General features: G+C 46.3%; 17 protein-coding genes. 9 read left to right on the top strand and 8 right to left on the bottom strand.

Features of this window, described 5'->3' with window-relative positions:
* Positions 1–55: 55 nt before the first annotated feature.
* The 7 genes from E4N69_RS12055 to E4N69_RS12025 all read right to left on the bottom strand — a co-directional run bounded on the left by E4N69_RS12055 (position 56) and on the right by E4N69_RS12025 (position 10467).
* On the bottom strand, positions 56–580 hold the full coding sequence (locus E4N69_RS12055) for a hypothetical protein (protein WP_162664597.1): 525 nt from the start codon (positions 578–580) through the stop codon (positions 56–58).
* Between the two features lie 181 nt (positions 581–761).
* Positions 762–1913 (bottom strand): tetratricopeptide repeat protein, encoded by a 1152-nt coding sequence (locus E4N69_RS12050; protein WP_253823979.1) that lies wholly within the window; start codon positions 1911–1913, stop codon positions 762–764.
* Between the two features lie 206 nt (positions 1914–2119).
* Positions 2120–2386: an RNA-binding regulator gene (locus E4N69_RS12045; protein ID WP_253823978.1), complete on the bottom strand. Its 267-nt coding sequence runs from the start codon at positions 2384–2386 to the stop codon at positions 2120–2122.
* A gap of 221 nt (positions 2387–2607) precedes the next feature.
* Positions 2608–4239: a hydroxylamine reductase gene (gene hcp, locus E4N69_RS12040; RefSeq protein WP_253823977.1), complete on the bottom strand. Its 1632-nt coding sequence runs from the start codon at positions 4237–4239 to the stop codon at positions 2608–2610.
* Between the two features lie 317 nt (positions 4240–4556).
* Positions 4557–6191: a chaperonin GroEL gene (groL, locus tag E4N69_RS12035; protein WP_162664545.1), complete on the bottom strand. Its 1635-nt coding sequence runs from the start codon at positions 6189–6191 to the stop codon at positions 4557–4559.
* A gap of 250 nt (positions 6192–6441) precedes the next feature.
* Complete coding sequence (locus E4N69_RS12030) at positions 6442–9336, bottom strand: VCBS repeat-containing protein (protein ID WP_253823976.1); 2895 nt, start codon at positions 9334–9336, stop codon at positions 6442–6444.
* Positions 9337–9360: 24 nt separating this feature from the next.
* A complete protein-coding gene (locus E4N69_RS12025; RefSeq protein WP_253714612.1) occupies positions 9361–10467 on the bottom strand; it encodes a tyrosine-protein phosphatase in 1107 nt (368 codons plus the stop codon).
* Positions 10468–10863: 396 nt separating this feature from the next.
* Here E4N69_RS12025 and E4N69_RS12020 point away from each other — a divergent pair, with 396 nt between their 5' ends.
* The 8 genes from E4N69_RS12020 to E4N69_RS11985 all read left to right on the top strand — a co-directional run bounded on the left by E4N69_RS12020 (position 10864) and on the right by E4N69_RS11985 (position 20800).
* Positions 10864–11724 (top strand): flagellin N-terminal helical domain-containing protein, encoded by an 861-nt coding sequence (locus tag E4N69_RS12020; protein ID WP_162664542.1) that lies wholly within the window; start codon positions 10864–10866, stop codon positions 11722–11724.
* 281 nt (positions 11725–12005) lie between these two features.
* Complete coding sequence (locus E4N69_RS12015) at positions 12006–12863, top strand: flagellin N-terminal helical domain-containing protein (protein WP_162664541.1); 858 nt, start codon at positions 12006–12008, stop codon at positions 12861–12863.
* Positions 12864–13151: 288 nt separating this feature from the next.
* Positions 13152–15131, top strand: coding sequence for a flagellar filament capping protein FliD (fliD, locus tag E4N69_RS12010; RefSeq protein WP_253823975.1), 1980 nt, complete (start codon positions 13152–13154; stop codon positions 15129–15131).
* 60 nt (positions 15132–15191) lie between these two features.
* Entirely contained in the window at positions 15192–15785 is a 594-nt protein-coding gene (locus E4N69_RS12005; protein WP_253823974.1) for a hypothetical protein, read from the top strand.
* 15 nt (positions 15786–15800) lie between these two features.
* Positions 15801–16064, top strand: a complete 264-nt coding sequence (locus E4N69_RS12000) for a hypothetical protein (protein WP_044013914.1) — start codon at positions 15801–15803, stop codon at positions 16062–16064.
* Positions 16065–16208: 144 nt separating this feature from the next.
* The gene (murA, locus tag E4N69_RS11995) at positions 16209–17495 is read left to right on the top strand and encodes a UDP-N-acetylglucosamine 1-carboxyvinyltransferase (RefSeq protein ID WP_162664538.1); all 1287 of its coding nucleotides are present in this window, start codon (positions 16209–16211) and stop codon (positions 17493–17495) included.
* Positions 17496–17537: 42 nt separating this feature from the next.
* Positions 17538–20285, top strand: coding sequence for a helicase-related protein (locus E4N69_RS11990; protein WP_253823973.1), 2748 nt, complete (start codon positions 17538–17540; stop codon positions 20283–20285).
* A gap of 101 nt (positions 20286–20386) precedes the next feature.
* Complete coding sequence (locus E4N69_RS11985) at positions 20387–20800, top strand: bacteriohemerythrin (RefSeq protein WP_162664862.1); 414 nt, start codon at positions 20387–20389, stop codon at positions 20798–20800.
* 63 nt (positions 20801–20863) lie between these two features.
* Here the strand turns inward: E4N69_RS11985 and tyrS are convergent, their stop codons facing one another.
* Complete coding sequence (gene tyrS, locus E4N69_RS11980) at positions 20864–22084, bottom strand: tyrosine--tRNA ligase (protein WP_253823972.1); 1221 nt, start codon at positions 22082–22084, stop codon at positions 20864–20866.
* A 167-nt stretch (positions 22085–22251) separates the two neighbouring features.
* On the opposite strand from tyrS, the gene E4N69_RS11975 reads away from it, so the two are divergent.
* Positions 22252–23799, top strand: a complete 1548-nt coding sequence (locus E4N69_RS11975; RefSeq protein WP_253823971.1) for a phenylalanine--tRNA ligase subunit alpha — start codon at positions 22252–22254, stop codon at positions 23797–23799.
* The last annotated feature ends 12 nt before the right edge of the window (positions 23800–23811 follow it).

Here is a 23811-nt window from a genome sequence, read left to right as displayed (position 1 = left end):
GCTACTACATCAATATCGTAGAATAGCATCTGATGTGTTTATACCGCTACCCGGATTAAAATTCATTATCAAAGATAGGTGATTCGAATAAACGATCTAGCTCCCGTTCGGAGTAGCGTTTGGAATTTAGAAAATTTTCTTTTACTAGCTCTCGCGTTTCTTTATCTAAAACAAGCCTCTTTTCATCCCGTAGATAAACTACCAGGTCTTCAAATACCGATAATGGAAGCCACGGGAAGGCAATGTCAAAAATATTATACCATGCATAGTATTGCTTCATATTTTCATCAGTTAATAATACCCCCTGATCTTTTAACCGGTCGCGAGTTACGGGGTGAATGGTAAATACCTTTTCATTTAATAAATTGCAATAATCCTCGGCAGAGAAAAAAGCGCCGGTTTTTCTAATCAGTTCGGTCTTTTCAACAGATGGGACATCAGCTAATATAGAGGCTGTTACAAAATTAAGCCCTTCATGGCTAATTTTGCTTAGTTCTTTACCTTCGCTTTCTGCCAAAGTAAGGCTTTCCTTTAACAGTCCTTTTTCTAAAAGCGGCTTTAAAATATCCATGGCTTCCATGGTTTTCAGTATAACCGAAAAAATAATAAAAAACCAGTCTATCTTCTTTTTGTGTACAATTTTTTTAAATGAAATTTTGTACTTTTTTAGGAAAGACGGGCAGTCGAGTTAGAACTGTCACAGAAAGCGATGGTTCTAAGAGAAAAGATATAAGAAGTTTCTGATTCGACCGCCCTGGTATTCAGCGGAGGGCATCAGCTTTTAAAAGCCAGCGATAAAACTCCATGCCGCTAACCGGTTTGTTGGGTTCAAAGTTTTTGCCGTCTGTAAGCGGCACGACGTCTTCTTCTACCGTACCGACTATCGCGTCAAAATAAACCCCGTCCATCATCACATCGGGGATGGGGAGCCGCCGTTTACTGGTATAATAGCGCGTGTATCTCTTCAACCGACTTTCATCATTACCGACAATCAAGTGCCATAAAAACAGTGCGGCATCTTTTTTCGACGCAAGATCCTTCAAAACATTACGCTCCGGATGGTACCACCCATCTTTTTGCAGATATTCGGCGAGTAGCGGTGGTTTCCATTCCGCCGTACCGGTTATAAAATCCAGTGCATTCGTAGAATCTTGCGTAAGCGTTGCCATTTCTACTAATGAAAGTTGAGGAGTTTGTAATATCTTTTCAGAAGATTTCCGAATGGAAGCTCCGTCTATTGTATAGAGCTGTAAACTCTGCTCTCGCTGTTTGCCGTAAAGCTGTCGGTACCCTTCGGGTAAAAATGAAAGAGAAGCGTCAAAGGCTGCGAGTGCATTCCGATAATCCTGTGCTGCGAAATAAAGTCCTCCGAGCTCCGCCTTCAGCCGATAATAGGTAGGATTTTGTACGAGTCGCTCTTCCAAATATGCTCTCCGTTTTTCCGGATCGGAAATAAGACGAGCTGAAACCAATTGCACATATTCATCATATTCATTTTGTTGCTTGGCCGCAGCTAACTGCTTACGCGCTTCGTTAGGTTGCCGTTGTAATAAGTATACGTCTGCAGAAAAAGCATATAGCCGTGCCAAATATGAAGAATCGGTAGAAGGTTCCCGCAACAAGGCTTCAATATCTGCTTGTATTCGTTTAACTTGTTCAGAACTATATTGTATCCTCTGCGAAACAATAGTGGCCTCAAGCGTTTCAAGTGTCTTTTCGCGCATAGCGCCTGCATCACCGGAATAACGAATATCCGTTTGTACCGAAGCGCATGAGGTGCTGCATAAAACGCAATAAAAAAACGCGATACTCATAATTGAAAAAATAAGCACGGTTCGCCACGCCTTACACTTCGGCATAGCGATTGGGGTGGCAATCCGATTTCGAAAAAATTGAATGTTATAATTATACATTGCTCGGCTCCTTTCTATATAATAGCAGACTCCACGGCAAAGTGTATCTGAAAAGGACGAAACGGGGATGTTGATTAATTTTTATTATGAATAATGAACGGCAGCGATGTGGAACGCACCGTTGCCGTTTTATGCTGCTGCCGTTGTATCGGCAGCAATTAAGAAATCTCTAATTAGAGATACTTTCTATCCTGTATATAAATCGATTAGGGATAGGTACGGCGGGGTTTCTCCTGAGCAACATTAACGCGGAGACGACGCCCTTCGAATTCCTTTTCGTTTAATTCTGCGATAGCATTCTGCGCTGCTCCTTCATCAGCCATTTCAACAAATCCGAAACCCTTTGAACGGTTGGTGAACTTGTCTTTAATTACGACTGCCGAAACGACTTCGCCGTAAGTTCCAAACAAGGTTGACAAACCTTCTTCCGTGGTTGCGTAGTTTAAATTTCCTACATAGATTTTCTGAGCCATACTCAAATCCTTTTACCTTTTGCGGTACTAAATATTGAATCCATACGGAAACAATTTCTATGAGACCTTTATTTGATTATGTAAGCTGAACTTTCGGCTCTATCATTAACAGAAACAACGATCACGTAGATAAACTACTGTAACACAGTTACGATAAACGGTCAACTAACCAATGCATACATAAAAAAAGGCTTACACCGTTTTTAGTGTAAGCCTTTGTATTATGCAAAAAAGCGTTTGAGGTCTTCGTCCACAGAAGTAATTCCCGCAAGGCCAAACTTGCTAACCAAGACTCCCGCTACATTTTTTGATAGGAAGCCCGGGAGCGTCGGACCGAGGTGGATATTTTTTACCCCGAGGGATAAAAGCGCTAAAAGAACAATAACGGCCTTTTGTTCATACCACGCGATATTGAAGATAATCGGTAAATCGTTGATATCGTTCAATCCGAAAATCTCCTTAAGCTTTAAGGCAATGAGCGCGAGTGAGTAGCTGTCGTTACACTGTCCTGCATCCAATACACGCGGTATACCGTTTATATCGCCGAGATTAAGCTTGTTATAGCGATACTTAGCGCAACCCGCCGTTAAAATAACCGTATCTTTCGGAAGGGCTTTCGCGAAGTCGGTATAATATGACCGCGCTCCCTGCCGTCCGTCGCAGCCGCCCATAACGATAAATTTTTTAATAGCACCGCTCTTCACCGCTTCGACAACTTTATCGGCGAGGGCAAACACTTGTGCATGGGCAAAACCGCCAATGATTTTCCCTGTTTCTATTTCTTGAGGCGGCGGACACGTTTTCGCTTGTGCAATAATAGCGGAGAAATCCTTGTGTCCGTCCTTATCGGCTTCGATATGTACACAGCCGGGATGTCCTGCCGCATTTGTCGTGTACATTCTTGTTACGTAGGAGGCTTTCGTCGGAATGATACAGTTGGTTGTCATTAGGATGGGGCCGTTAAAACTCGCAAAGTCGGAAGTTTGGCGTGCCCATGAACCGCCGTAGTTTCCTGCCAGATGCTTGTACTTTTTGAGCTTGGGATAATAATGCGCGGGAAGCATTTCGGAATGTGTATAAACGTCTACGTCTTGGCCTTCGGTTTGCTCAAGGAGCATTTCAATATCGCGCAGATCATGACCGGAAACCAATATACCGGGATTCTTCCGTACCCCGATAGAAACCTCCGTCATTTCGGGGTTGCCGTAGGTTCCGCTATTGGCACTGTCCAGTAAAGCCATTCCCTCTACACCGAATTCTCCCGTTTTCAGTGTGAGCGCAACCAACTCATCAACGGAAAGCGCTTCGTCGATTAATACGGAAAGCGTTTTTTGGATAAACACATCGACTTCTTCATTCTCATGCTTTAGGATATTGGCGTGCTTCATATACGCACAAAGTCCTTTAAGCCCGTAGATAATCAACTCTTTAAGAGCCCGCTTATCTTCATCCTTGGTTTGTAAAATGCCGATTGTCAACGCCTTTGCAAGCCGTGCAGAGGTATCGGCACCGATAAGAGCATCGATTTCGGCGTCCGCTTCAAGTTTTGCTTCTTTTCGCAAAGCTGCAATTGTTTCGAGGGTAAGCGTATTCTTTTTCTCAATCGCATCGGGATCAAAGTTAGCATTGGTAATTGTAACAAAGAGATTAGTAGTTACAAGGTGGTTCACCTCTTTTGTCACCTTCATCCCATGCTCGCGCATAGAGGTGGTAACAATGGAGAGTTTCTTTGTTGCCCAGATAAGGAAATCCTGTAGTCCTGCGACAACGGGATTCTTTCCGCAAACACCGACTTTTATACAGCCGGTATTCTTAAACGTCTCCTGACATTGAAAACAAAACATCGAATCCATACATAACTCCTTGTGTGAAATTCTGAATGACACGGATTAAAGGTAAGCTTCTGTAATTTCGGCTTTTTACAGACCGTCTACAACAATCTCGACTTTAATCCCATACTCTGGAGTCATTGTATCGTAAGGCGTCATGCCGATCGGTAACATTGGTTACGGATGGCCGATATTTTAATTTATAGAAATAAAAAAAAAGGCTTACGCACTTTCGTACGTAAGCCTTTGTGTTATGCACAGAATTGATGTGTGCGGAGAGTTTAATCCCCCGATGATGTTCGTCTACGCTCTTCGTCTACACGCTGCGTCGGGGGTGCTGATTAATACATTCCGCCCATACCGCCCATGTCGGGAGCGGGAGCCGCCGGAGCGTGCTTTTCAGGGAGGTTAGTGATAGCACACTCGGTGGTCAGCAGGAGGCTCGCAATGGAAGCTGCGTTTTGCAATGCAGAGCGGGTTACCTTGGCAGGGTCGATAATTCCGACCTTCATCATATCTACCCATTCCATTTTTGCAGCGTCAAAGCCGATACCACGCTTCTCTTTTGCTTTTTCTGCAACGACAGCACCGTCGACACCGGCATTTTCCGCAATCTGGCGGATTGGCTCTTCAAGTGCACGTTTTACAATCTTAAAGCCGATTTTTTCATCTTCGGTCAGCTTGGAAAGATCAGCCTTGTTGAGCGCGTCCGCAGCCTGAATCAACGCAAGACCGCCGCCCGGTACAATACCTTCTTCGATAGCGGCACGGGTTGCATTCAAGGCATCCTCTACGCGGTGCTTCTTTTCCTTCATCTCAACTTCGGTAACGGCGCCGATCTTAATAACCGCAACACCGCCTGCAAGTTTTGCAAGGCGCTCCTTGAGCTTTTCGGTGTCGTATTCGGAAGAAGAATTTTCAATTTGCTTCTTAATCTGGGCAACGCGATCGTTGATGTGCTTTTTCTCACCTGCACCGTCGATAATAGTGGTGTTCTCTTTATCGATTTTAACGCTCTTGGCCTGACCGAGTTGGCTGATATCGGCTGTCTCCAGCTTTAAGCCCAATTCTTCGGAGATAACCTGTCCGCCGGTCAAAATAGCGATATCTTCGAGCATTTCCTTGCGGCGGTCGCCGAAACCGGGAGCCTTTACCGCACAGGTCTTTAAGGCGCCGCGGAGGCTGTTTACAACTAAGGTTGCCAATGCTTCGCCTTCAACATCTTCAGCGATAATCAAAAGCGGGCGGCCGGACTGTGCAACTTTTTCCAACAAAGGTAGCAGGTCTTTCATCGTAGAAATGGTCTTGTCGTGAATTAAAATATACGGATTGTCGTACACGGTCTCCATGCGGTCACGGTCGGTTACGAAATAGGAAGAAATATAGCCGCGGTCAAACTGCATACCTTCAACATATTCGGTAACGGTTTCCATCGTCTGCGCTTCACCAACATCGATAACGCCGTCTTTTCCTACGCGGGCAATGGCATCGGCAAGGATTTTACCGATTTCCTGATCGTTGTTCGCGGAAACGGAAGCAACATGAGCAACTTCTTCGGAACCCTTAATTTCTTTTGCGTTTTTCTGAATGTCGTCTACGGCGATTGCGACAGCCTTATCCATACCGCGCTTTAATTCAAGCGGGGTCATACCGGCGGCAACGGCTTTTAAGCCTTCGCGTACCATAGAATAAGCCAAAACAGTCGCGGTTGTGGTTCCGTCACCGGCAACATCGTTGGTTTTTGTGGCAACTTCTTTTAAGAGCTGCGCTCCCATATTCTCAAACGGATCTTCCAATTCAACTTCACGGGCAACCGAAACACCGTCTTTGGTAACGGTCGGAGCGCCGAAACTCTTATCGAGTAAGACATTGCGACCTTTGGGGCCTAATGTAACTTTTACCGCACTTGAAATTTGTTCAACACCGGAAAGCAGCTTTTTCCGTGCTTCTTCATTAAACAGCAGTTGTTTTGCCATCTTATGAACTCCTTCATCATTATAACTGAAATTATGCTACGTACTGTAGTTTTTAACGATAGAACGCTCACTGTGTCAAAAAACTCGTAAACGTTCAAAAAGATATGATAGTAAAATACAAAAAAAAAGATAAACCGGCAAGTGATTTAAGAAACCAGTTATAAAATAAACGGACAGTTCTAAAAATCTACCCGAGTTTTTAGAGCTGCCCGCTGAATTTTAGGAATGCCTTGTTATATGCAAATTGGCTTTACCTGAGTGCCGCGCCTCGATATGCATGGACTTTTGAATCGATACCATGCGTAATCAGTTCAGGAATCGAATCTCCATCAATGTCGAGTAAATATGGGGTGCCCGTACCGGCGAGCGGAAAGCCGTCCAGCGGAGCCAATCCGGAGGTATATCCGTAAAGAGCGTTTCCTCCTCCCGAAATAAATATCTCATCTTTTCCGTCACCGGTTACATCGAGCAATGTGATACGGTAATCATCCGCAGTACCTGTCTTTAACGGTAACGAGTCCGTTATCGCGCCTTCAGTGTTGAATTTAAACAGATGTCCGTCTTGCGAAACGACAAAGAACGCTCGCAACGATGCAGAATACGCCAAATCCGCCTTACACACGGTATTAAGATCACACGAAGCGGTCTCCGCATAATCCTTCGACAAGCTGCGGATAGAAAACCGACCGTCTTCACTTACAAAAGCAGCGGCATAGTTTCCTTTTGTTTCTTCAAAGAATACCGGCGCTGCAGCAAAGATCCCTTCAAGTTCAATGGGATACCCTTCAACGATTTTTCCTTCTTTATTGAACAGGTACAAACTGCTTTCAAACGAGCGCGGAAGCGCTGCAATACCGTCTTTAAATATAACAGGGGCAGCCCGCAGTTTTGCATTCATTGTGTCGGAAGTAGACCAATTATCGGTTGTACTGGCAAGGAGTAGTGCCGAGTCGGAAGAAAGCGGTACCGCTATGCTGCCGTTAAAAGCAACCGGGTTAGGAAGGAGTTTTTCTGCCGTCAATACGGGATAGCCTGCAAAGGGTTCCAAGTTTTCGTTTGTCCGATAGATAGAACCGCGAGCCGAAACCGCCCACAGTGATTGAAGCTTTGAGTGTTTTATTTCGGCGGCAATTCCCGCCTTTCCATCAAGTGAAAGTGTTGATTCGCTGCCATTTAAAAGATTCATACTCTGCACATTTGAGCTGTTTGTCCAAAAGACGTAGGGAATATTGTCCGCAGTCTTTGCACAGATAATATCGGTTTCCGGTCGCTGTGAAAGAGAACGCGGGAAGGAAGGAATTTCTTCCAATTTACGTGCATCGGTTTTTTGCGTATAGAAATCCAAATGGACTTGACGTCCGGCCGCAAAACGAAGCGATAATATGCCTTTACCGTAATTCTTAAAGGCGGTTTTAAGCAGTGTATTTTGTTCCAAGAAGAACGGGATACTCCGATCCAGAGAATAGTATACTAAAAAAGACGTTTCGGCGGAAACGGCCTTTGCAATTTTCTTCCATTCATCGGTTTTTACCAAGAGTTTACCTGTGTCGGTTTCCTTTTTGCACATACCGAGTGCTTCTGCACTATTAGAGAGATATAAATAACCATCTTGTATCATATAAAATGGTTCCGGCAAGTCGATGTGGAAAGCACGCAGCAGTCCCAACAGCCACGAGGGGAATACAATACGCGGGATACGGTTGTCATCAACCACTGCAGCGGTACTGCGATCGATGAATATCGTATTAAACAGATCTTCCAGCAGATGGCGGCACTTTGCCTCATCTTTTAATGAAAGGAAGAAAACAGGTGTTTGAGAATCCCGATGAGCGAATACGCCGATTTCACTGCCCACCCATTCAAAAACAAGCTGGTTCAAATCTTTGTTAAAAAAGAACTTACTATTTTTATTCGTTGAATTGAATGTCTTTGTAAGCTCCGGAGGAAAAAAAGCTTTGGTATTTTCGTAGAGGAATTGAGGATCGCCGAGATTGAGTAGTGTTAAATAGGCTGTTCCCTCCGGCAGGCGGGATAGAATAGCCGGTAGTGTCGAGCGACGTTGCAGTATCGTACTTACTTCGCTTTGTTCCGAAATCCAATTGATGATGCTATGAAAAGAAACCGTGTTTTCATCAAAGTTGACGTCGAGTGCCGCCGGTTCGGGGAATGCAAGTTCGCGTACCATATTCCCGACGATATCTCGCTTTGCAGCAATACCGGAAAGAAAATACGACGGTTCCGCATATACGCTGACTGCTCCGCGGTTTGGGGCACGCAGCAGTGCAGTCAGTCGTTTACCGCTTGCTTCGGAGTTTTCGGCTAAACAGGAATAGAGCAAGTCTTTCGAGGTTGCGGCGACAATAAGATTTTTATAAAGACAGACGTATAGTGTCTGATCTTTAGTTAGCTCAAAAAGAAAGCCTTTTTGCGTATCGCCGTTTATGTTAAATTCAGTTTTCGAAAGGTTTGGCACTGAGTCAAGCAGTTCCGGTTTTACGGCGGTAATAAGAGGCAGCAGCTGAACCGCAGCGGAACGGACGCCGATATCCGCAACAAGCGCTGCATTATCGCCCTCATAAACAGCGATATTAATAGGAACGTTCAACAGCCGCTTAAACCAGTCGGATTGGAGCGTTGTGTTAGACCGCAATGCACGGAGATTCCCCTGTAAAGCTGCCGTTTCGGGAGAAGAAAGAAGCGAATCGACGGCGCTGAGGTACAGTCCTTTTTGCAGCGTATCGCTTGCAGAGCGAATAGTAACCGCAGCATAATATCCGTCGGCAATATGCCGCGCAGGATTCGTCCGGTTTATCAATGAATATCCGATTAACCCTGCAAGCGGAATGAGAATAATCAAAATAAGGACAAGGAGGAAGATACCGGCTTTTTTGAAAAATCCGCTTTTCTTCCGCTTTTTTTTCGTGGGCGGATGCGGAGGGGCATGTATCGTATCGGTGTCCTGTGCCGCCGTCTGCCGCTCTGCCGTATCAGCGTTTTCAATGGTCTGCGTATCAGGCGGTATTTCGACAGTACCGCTTACCGTAGCGTCCGGACTTGTTTCCATATCGATGTCCGGAGCGGGCGGCATATCGTGTCCTTCTGCTGGGTGAATGTGTTCATTGGTATTTAAATCGCCGGTATCCATAGGAATTCCTTATTCTTTAATTCATTATTGTAGTTTTTGTTTGAGTGCGCTGATTTGCTGGGCAGTCAGCCCAACGGTCTTAGTCAGATAGGTTTCCGCAACGGCTTTTAAATTAGCATCGGTAACAGCTTTGCCGCCGTTCATCTTTACGAACATATCGGTGATAATCTTCGCAATAACCGGATACCGCGCATCGGTTTTCTTGACGTTAAAGTAATTCATGTATGACAGCATATAGTCGTCGGCGACCTGCTGCACTGTGGCGCCCATCAAGGCTTCCAGAACAGCGGCAACCATACCTGCGCGGTCTTTTCCTTCATTGCAATGGACATAGAACGGCCCCTTGTGCTGTCCCATAAAGATCAGTCCATCCTTTAGCTTCGCGATAAATGCAGGGTCGCTAAAGTCAATTCCCATATTAAGAGTGATAACCTGTCCGTTTTTTACCAACCGCTCATAGTAAGGCGCTGCAGCAAGATGGGGCGCCATACTTTCGGCACTGTCTGCAAGATTGATAACGGTTACGATTTTTGCCTCTTCGACGAGCTTAGCGGCATACGGAGCGCGGGCATCGCCGAGTACCGGATTGCATCCTCTGTACAGCCGATTGGCTGCAATGGAACCCGCTTGAACGGCACGGAAGTTTGCGAATATTGCGTCGGAAGCATAATCTTCACGTTTCTCGGATTTAACCAAGTGGCGCATCTCATATTCCTGTAAATATGCACCTTTTTGGGAAAGTGCCAGCGTTACCGGAGTTCCCTCGACTGCGCCGGTTTTGCCGCTGCAGTTATCGTAGCTCATTGCGATAGCAGTGAATCCATGTGAAATCCTAATCAGGTAATCTCCTCTGTTAACGTCGCTGTAAGTTGCAACAAAGGGAGCCGTTACGGTCTTGTCACCAAGTTTTGCAAGCAATACATCGCCGAGCTCGTAGCCTTTTTCTTTTAATGCAGCTTCGGTAATGTCCGTTGTAAGATTGCCGTACTTGTCAACCGACGAAACGGTTCCTTGCAGCGGCTCATAGACCGGTTCTTGCGCACGTGCGCCGCCCGTAGTAGCGCATGACATCAGCACGGAAAGGCTGAACAATAATGCAATTGATAGATGCATAAAACGTTTGTGAATCATAAAACCTCCCAACATTAAAGCCTCGTGCAGAAAACTACAGAAGCTTCGTTTCTTTAATATATTTGATAGTAGTATATATGCTAATAGGGTGATAAACAAGGACTTTTGAAAATATGCGATGCCTTTGCCTTGTCGCTACGCTGGAATAAATGATCAACGTATCTTTTCTGCCACGGATGGCGGTTGTTCCACGAACGCTCTGCGTCGGGGTTGTTGATTTCACTAAATTAAAAAAAATTTGTACAAAGACTAAAGTTTTCAGCTTATACCGCCGATAAAAGATATGGAGATATTCTATTCGGAATCTCTAAAAACCGGGTAAGGTTTTTAGAGATTCTCTATTTTTCCTGAAAAGCACGGATGCTTTTCAACACCACATTTCATGGAGGAAATGCTATGGTTATCAACCACAACATGAGTGCAATGTTTGCACAGCGTACATTGGGTGTTACCGATGTACGTATCGGTAAGGACATCGAAAAGCTGTCCAGCGGTATGCGCATCAATCGCGCAGGCGATGATGCTTCCGGACTTGCGGTTTCCGAAAAAATGCGCGCTCAAATCCGAGGTTTAAACCAAGCTTCGGCAAACGCATCGAACGGAATCAGCTTTATTCAAGTTGCCGAAGCGTATCTACAGGAAACGACCGACATTATGCAGCGTATCCGCGAACTCGCGGTACAGGCATCAAACGGTATCTATTCTGCGGAAGACCGTATGCAAATTCAGGTCGAAGTTTCTCAGCTTGTTGCCGAAGTCGATCGCATTGCGAGTTCCGCTCAATTTAACGGCATGAATATGCTGACCGGACGCTTTGCGCGTGAGGGCGGAGAAAATGCCGTAACAGGCTCGATGTGGTTCCATATCGGGGCTAACATGGATCAGCGTATCCGCGTGTACATCGGTACCATGACTGCGCATGCCCTCGGCGTACGCGATTTGAGCGATAACCGTACGATGACCATCGAAACTGCGGAGGATGCGAACCACAGCATCGGTACAATCGATGAGGCGTTAAAGAAAATCAACAAGCAGCGGGCAGACCTCGGCGCATACCAGAACAGACTGGAAATGGCCGTTGTCGGAATAGACATTGCTGCAGAGAATTTGCAAGCATCCGAATCACGCATCCGCGATGCCGATATGGCAAAGCAGATGGTCGAGTATACGAGAAATCAAATACTCAACCAGTCCGGTACGGCAATGTTGGCGCAGGCGAATTCCAATACCCAGCTTGTACTCTCATTATTGCGTTAATTTTGGCTGTAACTCTCTTGTCTTTTTTTCGACAAGGGAGTATACTAGCTAACGTAATAACGAGAACCGGCGGGATACTTCCGGTGTCCCGTTAACATGATCTTTGAAAAACACCCTTAAGAAGCCCTGTATAGCAGTATTATTGGTCTTCGGTTGGTACATCGAAAGCCAATAATACTGTGTAAAAAACAGAGAGGAAAGGCGCAACCAATTTCCGTGACGTTTTTATACAGTGACCATTCCCGGCATGGATGCCGGATGTAGACTTCAAGGAGGGTTATATGATTATTAACCACAACATGAGCGCTATGTATTCACAGCGCAACACAGGCATCGTCGAAACCAGAATCGTAAAAGACATAGAAAAGCTTTCCAGCGGTATGCGCATTAACCGCGCAGGTGATGATGCTTCCGGTCTTGCAGTTTCCGAAAAAATGAGAAGCCAGATCCGCGGTTTAAATCAAGCAGGCCAGAACATACAGAACGGTGTTTCCTTTATCCAAGCAACAGAAGGGTATTTAGCTGAAACCACCGATATCATGCAGCGCTTACGCGAGTTAGCAGTTCAGGCTGCTAACGGTATTTACTCCGCAGAAGACCGCATGCAAATTCAGGTTGAAGTTTCTCAACTTGTGGATGAAGTAGACCGCATTGCAAGCCATGCTCAGTTTAATGGTATGAACCTGCTTACCGGACGCTTCGCAAGAGAGGCTGCTGACAATCAGTTGCAGTTGCATGTCGGTGCAAACATGGATCAGTCTGAAAAGCTCTTTGTTGGTACGATGACAGCTTTGGCTCTCGGTCTTACCGGCGGTATGCAGGGCGGCGAAGGCGATATGATCACCATCTCCTCTGTAGAAGGTGCTAATATGGCAATCGGTACTATCGACAATGCATTGAAGCAGATTAACAAGCAGAGAGCAGACCTCGGTGCATACCAGAACCGTTTTGAACTTGCATACAATGGTGTTGCAATTGCTGCTGAAAACCTGCAGGCTGCTGAATCACGTATCCGCGATGCTGATATGGCAAAGCAGATCGTTGAGTACACCAAGAATCAGATCTTGATGCAGTCAGGTACGGCAATGCTTGCACAGGCGAACACACAACCCCAATCGGTTATCCGCCTCCTTCAATAGCGCTCAGGAGAATTGGGAGAGAATACGCAAACCTAAATCAACAGTGAAGGTTTGAGTAAAAGAGATTTCTGGATGTTATCTCTTTTCCCCATGATTTAAAAGGAAGAAGAAGCCGCGCCCTTCTTCTTCCTTTTTTTTATCTAAAAATCTTCAAACGGTTGGAATCCGTAAATTTATTTTGCAGATCACGTAACTAATTTGACTTCGTAAAGATTATAGCTATTACAGCCGAAAATGTAATGGAAAAGGTTTATCCGGCTTAACGGTAAAGGGGTTGAAGTGTCCGATATGAATATTCCCGGCATAGGAGCCGGTAAATATGATAATCTCATTGAAACGCTGATGAAAAAAGAGCGTGCCCCGCGCGATTCAGCTGCTGAAGATTTAAAAAAATACGAACAGCAAAATGCTATTTGGCGAAAGATAAACCAGTTTTCTACCGAAATTCGTGAAAAAACGCGGGAGCTCTATTCATTTAATAATCCTTTTATAGAAAAGACTGTTACTTCTTCTAATGAACGGGCAATAACGGCAACCGCATCGCGAGATGCCCGCGAACAAACTTTTAAAATATCCATCAATCAAATTGCACAAGCGGATTCTTTTTTATCACAAGAGGTATCGAAAGACTTTCAAGTTCCAAAAGGTGTATACACCTTTACCGTCGGTGAAAAAAAATTTTCACTAAATTGGCAAGGTGGAAAATACCGGAGTTTTATCGATGCTGTTAATAAAAAAGGGAAAGATATTATCAGGATTTCGGAAATAAAGACTTCGCCCAGTGCCATTTCGCTACTTTTTGAATCACAGCTGACAGGGGAAGCTAATAAACTGGAATTTTCCGATGACGCACTATCCTTTGCGCTTGAAACCGGGCTGATAAAAAAAAATGACCGTCCTGCCGTTGACGCCGAAAAAACGGAGGCGGTAATCCCCGCCCAAACAACGGAACGTATTGCGTTTTCAAACCCGGTACGCAGTTCGCAACACTATGTGTTGGAATACACTGTATCTTTGCAAAGCGACGCTGAGGCGGCCGCTCCGCTTTCCGCATCCGGGGCCACTCCTCTCTCAAGCGAAGAAGCTATTTACGGGCAAGTTGGTTCCGTGTCGTATAAGGGGGTAACCGTAACCAATGCGCCGAGTGATTCAGGTATTGCGTCTGAAACGCTCGGACTTAATACAAAACCTACTGCACCTGTGGAAGACTACGGTGTGCTGTCTTTAGTTTCACCGCGTGGAACGCTTATTCCGTTACCTGCATTGGCTGATACGACCGAACTTCAAACCTTCAGTATCCCCCTGAGCGAATACGGCGATATTACCGGCATCGCCGTGCACAATAACAACACCGATAAGACCGTATCGATAGCTCAGATCAAAGTATATGACCCTAAAGCGACCGGTGAATACATACCGGTTAATCCCGTTTCACAGGCGCAAGAAGCAGTGCTTACGTTTGAAGGTATTCCTGTAAAACGGAGTACAAATAAGATTGACGATCTTATTCCGGGCGTAACATTAAAGCTTGAGGATAAAACGGATAAAAAAGAAAGTATCAGTATTAAACCCGACATGGAAGCAGCAAAGAACGCCATCATTGAATTTGTTGCAAAGTACAATCGGCTTTTGGCGGAAATCAATATCGTAACGAGTAATCAGCAGAACGTTATCGACGAGATCGAATATTTTACTGATGACGAACGCAAAACGGCGAAAGAAAACCTTGGTGCTCTTTTCGGAGATACGACGCTGTCTTCTTTAAAGAATAATCTACGCCAGATTGTTGCAAATGTCTATCGAAAGAACGCCGATACCCCGATAAGGACGTTATCTCAGATCGGCATATCGACAAAGTCTGACGTAAGCTCAGGCCTTAACGAAGCGCGGCTTCGCGGATATTTGGAAATCGATGAAAAGAAACTTGATGAAGCCTTAAAAGATTCGATGGAAGATGTCCGTTACCTTTTCGGATATGATACCGATAATGATGTGCTAATTGATGATGGTGTTGCGTTTCAGGTGTTTAAACAGATAGATCCATACGTTCAGCGGGGTGGAATTTTTTCTACCCGGGCAAATGGACTGGCAGCTCAAATTAAAACGAGTAAGGATAAAATTGCACGGTACGACAAGGCGCTTGAAAAAAAAGAGCTGGAGTTACGGCAAAAATATGGGAATATGGATGGGGCTTTACGGAATTTGCAAAAACAGTCGGATATGATCAATAATTTCAGTAGACAAAATAAAGGCAGTTCTGACAACTAGGATACAGTGAATTATTCATATGGTTGCCGGGAAGATGATAGTCGAGGAGTATGGCTATAAATGATAATAAAAATTAATGGCGAAGAACTTTCATACACACTGGAAAATGAAAAGACCGTTGGCGAGGTATTAGGCAGTATTGAGGAGGCCTGTTGTCGTGAACATGAGACAATCGTACAAGTAGCGGTTGATGGGAAAGAGTTGAGTTCCCATGAGCTTGATTTGCTATTTAAACAGCCCGTCGATGCAGATATCACTATTGAACTTTCAACATTCTCCGGAGCGGAAATTCGTAATTACATGAAAGGTTTGACGCAAGAGTTGTCAAAATGTGCAGATGACTTTGAGCAGATTCCTGTATATATGCAAACAGGGAAAGATATGCAGGCACTTAAATTGCTTGGAGTGTTTTCAGAAAAATTGAATGAACTGTACCGGTCATTACTTTTATCTGATGTAACGGAACTCCCTTTCGATATACAAATTGAAGGGAAATCAGTCCATGAGTATCAGAAAGAAATAACAGCGCTATTGCGCGATATCGTATCGAGTATTGAAGAAAAAGATATTATTCAAGTTGGTGATTTAGCAGAATATGAATTGGCTCCTCTTGTCAAAACTTTGATAAATGGGGTATCATTAACCCTAAATTAGATGGAGAGGAAAGTAGTGCTTGTAGAAGATATTATCGATATTGAAAAAAAGAATTCTCTCATCTATTATCGGGAAGAATTTGAGGCTACCGCTGTTTACAATATTCTGGAAAGAGAACAAAAAGGGAAAATAGACTTTTTAATTGAAGTTAATCCTATCGGTCAAAAACAACTCTTCGTACAGCTTATCGATAAACCGGATTACCCTGTGTTGCCTATTCGTCTTGCATTAAAAGAAAAAATACAGCATTTGATTGATTCTGCCGCTCTGCCGCTTTAGAAAGATAAGAAACGCTGAAAGTGCAACATATTTCTAAGATCTACTGTTGGAAGCGGTATTGCTGTCGGACGATGAATGTGAGTAATATCGGGGTATTTCTAAAAGACTTTTTTTAGTAAAGCCTTGTTAGGTTTGGAGCAGACCATGGATGAATATTATATCGAAGGCGGTTTTCCCGTAAAGGGTACTGTTAAAGCAAGCGGAAATAAAAATGCCGCGCTCCCCTGTATCGCTGCCGCCGTTCTTACTGATCAGCCTGTTACGTTAAAGAATATCCCCGAAATTGAGGATGTTTCCGTGATGTTCGAAATCTTTAAATCGTTCGGTGGGACAATTGTTAAACTTACTCAAAATGAATATACGCTGCAATTAAAAACCGTAACCGATTATGAAGTCCCGGTGCCTCTGGCTCAAAAAATACGAGCTTCCATTTTGTTTGCCGGCCCGCTGCTGGCTCGCTATGGAAAAGTTATGATGACTCCGCCCGGCGGCGACGTTATCGGGCGGCGGCGGTTGGATACACACTTTTTAGCGCTAACTGAACTAGGCGCGCAGGTAAAAATAAACGGGCACTTTTTATTTACGGCAAATAAGCTTATCGGGCAGGATATCTTTTTGGATGAAGCATCCGTAACCGCGACCGAAAACGCGGTGATGGCTGCAGTAACCGCCGAGGGCGAAACCGTTATCACCAACGCGGCAAGCGAGCCGCATATTCAAGACCTCTGCAAGCTGTTGAACGCGATGGGGGCAAAGATTAGCGGTATCGGCTCAAATATTCTGACCATACATGGTGTGCGGCAGCTGCACGGCGCTGAATATCGCATTGGTGCCGATTACATGGAAGTTGGCTCGTTTATCGGGCTTGCGGCGGTAACACACGGCTCGCTTACCATCACCGATATCAACCCGCCTGATATGCGGCCGATAAAACTTGCATTTAACAAGCTGGGTATCCGTTGGGAAATCGACGGAACAAGTCTTACCGTTCCTGCACAACAGAGCTTAAAAGTAAACTGTGACCTCGGCGGCATGATTCCAAAAATCGATGACGCACCGTGGCCGGGGTTTCCTGCAGATCTTACCAGCATAATGGCTGTTATCGCTACGCAGGTGGATGGCACGGTGCTTATCCACGAAAAGATGTTTGAATCTCGTATGTTTTTCGTCGACAAACTTATCGGCATGGGTGCCCGCATTACGCTTTGCGACCCGCACCGTGCTGTTGTTACCGGCCCAAGCACTTTGCACGGTTCGGAGCTGGTTTCTCCCGATGTGCGTGCGGGAATGGCACTCGTCATTGCTGCCTGCTGTGCCCGCGGCGAAAGCCTCATCCGGAATGTGTACCAAATCGAACGCGGCTATGAACACCTCGTTGACCGGTTCAGGGCGCTCGGCGTACACATCGAGCGAAAGCCGGTCTGCGTATAACAATTGCATACAAATGGTACCTTTGCTATACTTTCCCCGATTATGAAGTATACACAGCTGCCTGTTTATGAACAAAAGGCACGTATTTTAGAGAGCTTGGAACGCCATCAGGTTATTGTCGTTGAAAGCCCTACCGGATCGGGGAAAACGACCCAGCTGCCGGTGATTTTACACGAGGCGGGCTATACGCAAACCGGTATGATCGGCGTTACCCAGCCGCGGCGGATTGCAGCTCTTTCCGTCAGCGAATTTATTGCACATCAGCTGAAGGTTCCGCTCGGCGATACGGTTGGCTACAAGATGCGGTTTGAAGATCATACCTCGCCGAGCACTAAGATAAAGATTATGACCGACGGGATTCTCTTGCAGGAGCTTAAGCTCGACCCATGGCTTAGCAAGTATTCCGTTATTATGGTAGATGAGGCGCATGAGCGCAGTTTGAATATCGATTTTATCCTTGGGCTGCTCAAGCGGATTTTGCAGGAGCGGCATGATTTTAAGGTGATTATCTCGTCGGCAACTATCAACACCGATATGTTTTCGATGTATTTTAACGAGTGTCCGGTTATTAAAATCGATGCGATGACCTATCCGGTTACGCTCATCTTTGATCCTCCTGCCATCACCGCCTCTACGGAAACGCTTGCCGCCGAAACCGCACTGCTCGATAAAATCGCGGTGATTGTCGGGCGGATTTTAAGCGAGGGTCGCCCCGGAGCAATCCTTGTGTTCCTCCCCGGTGAACGAGCGATTAAGAACTGTATCGAGCGGCTCTCGCATGAGTCGTGGTTCCGCAAGCTCTATCCGCTGCCGCTGTACGGGCGCTTGAGCAAGGAAGAGCAGGAGCGGGTGTTTAAGTCCCCGCCGTTCGGGAAAAAGAAGATTGTTATCGCAACAAATATTGCCGAAACCTCTATCACTATCAATGATATTGCCGCCGTCATCGACTCAGGCTTGTCAAAGCTGAATTTTTACAATCCCTTCACCTACACCTCAAGCTTGGACGAAGCGCCGGTGTCGAAGGCTTCGTGTAATCAACGGCGGGGACGCGCCGGGCGGACGCAGGAAGGGGTATGCTACCGCCTCTACACCCGCAAGGATTTTGAAACCCGCGTTATGTACACCACGGAAGAAATTTACCGCACCGACCTCTCGGAGGTGGTGATGCGGATGGCGGAGCTGGGTATCTACGACTTTGCGAACTTCGATTTTATTTCCCCGCCCGGCAAGAAGGGCATTATCGGTGCGGTGGATACGCTCAATATGCTCGGCGCGTTGGAGAGCGATAACAGCCTGAGTAAAATCGGGCAGATGATGTGCCTCTTCCCGCTTAGCCCGCGTCAATCCCGTATGATTGTAGAGGCGGTACTCTATTATCCCGAATCGATTGAGGATGTATTGATTGCCGCGGGCTTTTTATCGGCGCGCAGCCCCTTCCTCTTTCCCGACGGACAAGAGCTTGAAGCGAGAAAAGCTCATGCAGCATTCCGCGATCCGCTCGGAGACTTTGTGTCCTTCCTCAAGGTCTACCGGCAGTACATGCAAGCGGAAAACCAAAAGAAGTTTTGCGACCGCTTTTACCTCGACGAGCGGATTATGGCGGAAATTGCCAACATCAAAGAGCAGCTGGAGCTGATTGTCTCCGATATGGGCGTGCCGATCCTCTCCGGCGGAAAACCGGCAGATTATTTGACGGCGGTTGCCCGCGGCATGATCCAATTTGTGTGCGCTGCGCAGGGGCGGGATGTGTACCGCAGCCTTACCACCGAAAAGATTTCCATCCATCCGGGTTCCTGTATGTATAAGGAGCATCAAGCCTTTATCGTTGCGGGGGAGATTGTACGAACGTCGCGGATGTATGCTATGTCGGTGTCGCCTCTTTCCAAAGACATTGTAGCGCTGGTTGCTCCTGCGCTCCTCGATAAAAAAGCAGCGCAGGAAGCGCGGGCAAAGGCCGGTACTGCTGAAGGCAGGGCTGATAGGGCTGCAAGCGGAACCGGAAAAGGCAACGGTAAAAATGCACAGGGCGCCGGTGTGTCCGGTAAGCTCTCCGGCAGCAGCGGAAAGGCTGTAGGGCAGGGGAGCCGCATCAGCAGCGCAGGTGCGATCGGTGAAAAACATCCGCAGACGGTCTCCATTTGTGGAACACCGTATATCGTACAAAAAATGAAAGGTAAAAAACAACTGTTGCTGCCGTGGGAGCAGTTCAGCCGTACGATAGAGCAGCTGCGGGCGGAGCGGCAACAAACCGGTAAAACGGATGCCGATTGGGATACACAAAAGGGTACTGCTGCCGAAACGGTCGGCAGCAGTCAGGAGGTCTCCCCTCTTGAAAACGGCAGTATTGTCTATGACGGACGGCTGGAGCAGCTGAAAAACTTGCGGGCAAAAATCACCTTCGGCAGCTATGAGCTGTTAGCCGGAGAAAAGTTCGGCTTGGTGTTAAGCATCGCTGAAGCCTTTCCGCTCCAGCCCCTTGATTCGGAAACACCGTTCCCGCGGACTAAAAACTTCACGCTGCCTGATGACACAGCCGCCCTGCTGGAGCAGCTGCCGCTCATCTTCCGCACGGTTGCGGCAAAGCAGAAGAGCAAACAGCTCGGCTTTATCACCCTGTTCAACGATGGCAACGGTACTTTCTGGCTGAAAACTTCGCGTGGTTTCCACACGGCTCTGCACGAAAACCTTGCCTCCCTGCAACAGCTCATCGACAGTGCAGGTTCAGAACTGGATGAAGCGCAAACCGCAGCGGTCAACAGTCTCTACAGCAAAATTGCAAAACTGATATAGGCGATCGGTATCTGGCTTATCAACCTGACACGATAGCCGTAGAAGGCGGGCTTTACACCGCCGGTGAAATATGTAATAGTTGCGGATGTGAGGAGTTAATGATGGAGAAATTCGTTTCATGGGATGTAAGCTATGATGTGGGAGTGCCGAGTGTCGATAAACAACACCGCCACTTAGTAGATTTGATCAATAGCTTATATAATGCTTGTTTAGGGGAAAGGGCTGAACTTGAAGCAACATTTAGAGATGTGATGAAAGAGTTGGTAGATTACGTAATGATACACTTTAAAGATGAAGAAGCCATCATGGAACAAATAAATTATCCAGGGCTGAAAGAACATCGGCAAAAGCACGAACTGTTTGTTAAAGAAATTTTAAAATCCGTCAATGCCTACACAAACGGCAAACAACTTGTTCCAAATTCATTTGTCCGCTTTTTACGTGATTGGCTGTTTAATCATATCTTAATCGACGATAAAGCATGGGCACGTTATTACTTTTCACTTAAAAAATAAAACGGTAAAAGGCATCTGTAAAAGCCGGAAACTTTTACGGATGCCTTTTGCATATTACCAAACTTAGCGGGTAACGATACGGCTAAATCGTTTTTTACCGGCGCGTAGAATAAGCTCTCCCGCTTCGTCCAAGGTGGCGGCGGTAATGACGGTTTTAAAGTCGGTAACCGATTTGCCTGTGACAAGGGCACCGCCTTGCTCTATTAAACGACGGGCATCACTCTTGGTGGCACATAAACCGCTTTGAACAAATAAATCAACAATCGAAATTCCTTGCTCAAAAACGCTGCGGTTTATTTTCACCGTCGGCATAGCGGTTTTATCGCCACCACCACCGAATGCAGCTTTAGCGCCTGCAAGCGCCGTGTCCGCTTCGTCTTTCCCATGTATTTCTTTAGTAACTTCCCATGCGAGTCGCTCTTTTGCCTCGTTAATATTGCCGGCACAAATACGGTCAACCTCTTCGATCGGCAAAAAGGTGAACAGCAGCATAAAGCGGCGCACATCGGCGTCGTCAACATTCCGCCAATATTGAAAAAAGTCGAACACAGGAGTCATCTCTTTGTTTAAGAAGAGCGCTCCTTTTTCGCTCTTTCCCATTTTTTTACCGTCGCTACGGGTAATGAGCGGGAAGGTCAGGCCGAATACCTCATCGCCGGTCTTACGGCGGACTAAATCAACGCCTGCGACAATATTGCCCCATTGATCGTCGCCACCTATTTGCAGGCAACAATGATGTTTTTGATGCAGCATTAAAAAGTCGTAGCTTTGCAGCAGTTGATAGTTGAACTCAAGGAAGGACAACCCTGTTTCCATCCGTATCTTGTACGCCTCAAAGGAAAGCATTTTGTTAACCGAAAAACAGGAGCCGATGTCTCTAAGGAAATCGATATAGTTTAAATCGGCCAGCCAATTTTTGTTGTTTTCTGCAAAGGCTGTCTTTCCGTCAAATCCGATAAATCGGTCGAGCTGCGCTTTTATCTTTTCAACATTTTCATCAAGTTGTTGATAGTCCAGCATTTTACGCATTTCCGTTTTCCCCGAAGGGTCGCCGATGCGCCCCGTGCCACCACCAAGCAGTGCAATACCGATATGACCTGCATCGCGTAAATGCCGAACTGCAAATTGAGGAACAAGGTGCCCGATATGCAAACTACCGCCGGTTGGGTCGGTACCGGTGTAAAACGTGATCGGCTCCTTATCCATTAACGCGGATAGTGCTTCTGCATCAGTGCATTGCTGAAAAAATCCGCGGTCTATTAACGTCTGCAAAGCTTTATTCATAACCGGATAATAACCCTTTTTACAAATAAATGCAACTTTTGCACAGAACGATCGTTTAAAATATTTCAGATGTGAAAACCCTGAGCAAAGCCACTCATCCTATTCACTAAAACCGTTAAATGAGGTATCATTTTAGCCGTTTTATGAAAAAAAAGGGGGAGTCCGTTATGGATATTCAATCGGTATTAAAAAATCTACACCCGCTTGAAATCAAGGTATTAAAGAACTTTAAGATAGGCGAAGGATTATATGCGAAAAAACTGCAAGAGGTTTTGCAGTATAAAGAAGGTCATGCAAATCAGGCCTTTTCATGGCTCAAGCTCAAAGAATTAGTAAAAGAAAAAACGAGAAAGACAACCGTTGTCTACGAATTGACGGAGCTTGGCAAAGACTATGCAAAAAACGGATTGCCTGCCGAGCGGATTATCTTGTTGTTAAAGGAAGCAGGGCCGCTCAAGCTGCCCGAAATTGCACAGAAACTCGGTTTGCAGAATAAGGATGTCGGCTCTTCCTTCGGGGAGCTTTCCAAAGCGGGCTGTGCCGCGATGAATGATGAAAAAAAAGCGGCATATATAAAGGATCCTGACGATAAAAACTTTTTGCTGAAAAAAGCGCTGCTGAAACGTGCCGCGGAGGCTGCCGAATGCCGTCTGCCTGAGGACTCTTTAACGGAGGACGAAAAGGCCTGCATCGCCGATATTGCGAAAAAACGCGGTGCTGCGGATGCCGCATTCAAGATTATTGAACGGGACGAGATTGTTTACGCCTTTACGGATATGGTTGCCGCAGTGCAGAAGGCGTTGAATGCGGCGGGCATTACCGGCGATGAAACGGGACAGCTGACTTCCGAAAGCCTTAAAACAGGTGCATGGAAAACCCAAACCTTCCGCAGCTATAATATCCAGCTGCCTCCTGCCCGCGTTATCCCCGGCAGAACAAACCCCTACGTTGATTTTTTGGAGAGTGTCAAAGATAAACTCACGTCGCTCGGCTTCGAGGAATTTGACGGGCCGCTTGTCGAAACGGATTTCTGGAACTCCGATGCGCTCTTTATGCCGCAATTCCACGCAGCCCGCGACATTCATGATGTGTATTACCTAAAAAATCCCACGCACGCCAAAGCGATCGAGGAACCCTTCCTTTCCCGTGTTGCGGAAATTCATGAAACAGGCGGGGACAGCGGCAGCCGCGGCTGGAACTATCACTTTGACCGCGATTTTACCCGGCAGCTTTTGCTCCGCAGCCAAGGCACGGTATTGTCCGCTCATCAGTTGGCAAAGGCAAAAATCCCGGGCAAATACTTCGGTATTGCGCGCTGCTTCCGCTACGATAAGGTAGACGCAACGCACCTCTCCGACTTTTACCAGACGGAAGGTATCGTCCTCGGTGAACAGGTCAACCTGCGAACGCTGCTCGGTATCCTCAAGATGTTTGCCGTCGAAATTGCCGGCGCCACTGAAGTGAAGTATGTCGGCGGGTACTTCCCTTTTACGGAGCCTTCTATAGAGGTGCATATCAAGCATCCGGTACTCGGCTGGTTTGAGTTGGGCGGCTCCGGCATCTTCCGCCCCGAAGTTACCAAGGCAATGGGCATCGACGTTCCCGTTCTGGCATGGGGTATCGGTATTGACCGTATGGCGCTGATGGCATTGGGACTCAACGATTTACGCGAGCTGTTCAGCACCGATATCGAAGGTGTCCGGCTCCGCAGATAGCACGAAGCAGCG

The sequence above is a fragment of the Treponema sp. OMZ 906 genome (genome assembly GCF_024181185.1).
Classification (GTDB): Bacteria; Spirochaetota; Spirochaetia; order Treponematales; family Treponemataceae; genus Treponema.
This window is presented reverse-complemented; position numbering and strand designations above follow the sequence as displayed.